The 1,496-nt window shown below is 39.8% G+C and carries 1 pseudogene; it reads left to right on the top strand.

The features are described from left to right. The first annotated feature begins 151 nt into the window (after nucleotides 1–151). Nucleotides 152–1,457, top strand: a pseudogene (locus tag OCH80_RS10105) (ISL3 family transposase). The last annotated feature ends 39 nt before the right edge of the window (nucleotides 1,458–1,496 follow it).

The raw sequence follows: 1,496 nt of genomic DNA, 5'->3' as shown, positions 1-1,496 counted from the left end.
GGCTCTATAATATTTCTTACTGATGGGTGTCAAGTCACACACCTGTCGGTAAGATTTTTTGTTTAAAATAAAAAAAGAGGCACATAGGCCTCGCTATCTCTAACTTAAAATCATCTACCACAATTTTCCTAAGTATAGAAAGCTGGTTTCTATGAACCCTACTGACAATTATATTGAAAACTTTCTTAATATTAAAGATCCTAGCTTGAATTTTGTAGATTGCTCTCGAACGACCTATAAGGGGAAGAAGGTAATCATGTGCACCGCTATCGCGGAACTTGACACATGCCCTAATTGTGAATCGGCCAACAGCTTTGTCTATAATGGCTTTAAAGTTGTTTATATCCCCTATATTTCAGCCGATCAAAGTAATCCGGTCATTATCAAAATCAGGAAGCACGGTATTTTTTGCAAAAATTGTGAGGCATACAGCTATCCTTCCACTCAGATCGTTGACAAGTATTGTCACATCTCTAACGCTGTTAAACGCAAAATAATTGTTGGCCTTACTAAAGATCATTCCATGACCAGTATCGCTGAAGAGAATGGCGTATCAGTTGCCACTGTGCAAAGATACTTAGACGACTGTAGCGCTCAATTTATATCCTCGTACGACTCCTTGCCAGAACACCTTGCCTTTGATGAATTCAGAGGCGTGGGACGAAAGCTGCACTTTATCTGCCAAGATGGTGGAAAACATACCATCGTTGCCATTTTAAAGGATCGCTTCAAGAACACGATTATTAAATACTTTGAGCAGTTTCCGGAAACAGTTAGAAGAACTGTTAAAACGGTGAGCATGGACCTCAACTGCTATTATGGCGATATTGTTAGGCAGATTTTCCCAAACGCTGAGGTTGTCATCGACCGATTCCACATGGTTCAAATGGTAAATAGATCTTTTACAGGTTTTAGAGTTCAAGTCATGAAACAGTTGGATAAAAGATCCAGAGAGTACAAGCTTCTGAAGCGCTATTGGAAGCTGTATCTGAAGAAATACAAGGAGCTGGAAGGAACCCAGCAATTTTACGATAGCTGTCTTAAAGTCCCATACACACAGGCCCAGATTGTCGATGAGGGGCTTAAATGCGATGAGACACTTAGGAACACATATGACTTCATGCAGGATTTCATGTATGCTCTAGCGGACAAAGATACGAAAATGATTGAAGACCTACTTGACCGTAATACTAGTCAGTATTGCGAGCAACTAAGAAAGACCATACGGACCTTCAGAAAGAACAAAAGGGCTGTTATTAATGGTGCTAGAATGTTATTCTCAAACGGCTGTCTAGAGGGCGTTAATCGTAAAATCAAGCAAATTGAACGCACAGCCTATGGCTATTCTAATTTCACTCACCTTTTGAAGAGAATTAGATTGGAACAGAATGACATCCGCTTCAAAAAAGGCACCAAACAGACAAGTTCTGTTTAGCGCCTTTATCAAAATCATATAAAACTCCTTGACAAGCATCAGTAAGATTTGACAAAGAGCC

It is taken from the genome of Lactobacillus sp. 23-2 (assembly GCF_044902225.1).
GTDB classification, from domain to species: Bacteria; Bacillota; Bacilli; order Lactobacillales; family Lactobacillaceae; genus Lactobacillus; species Lactobacillus absianus.
Note: the sequence above shows the minus strand (reverse complement) of the source record. Positions and strands in the feature narration are given on the sequence as shown.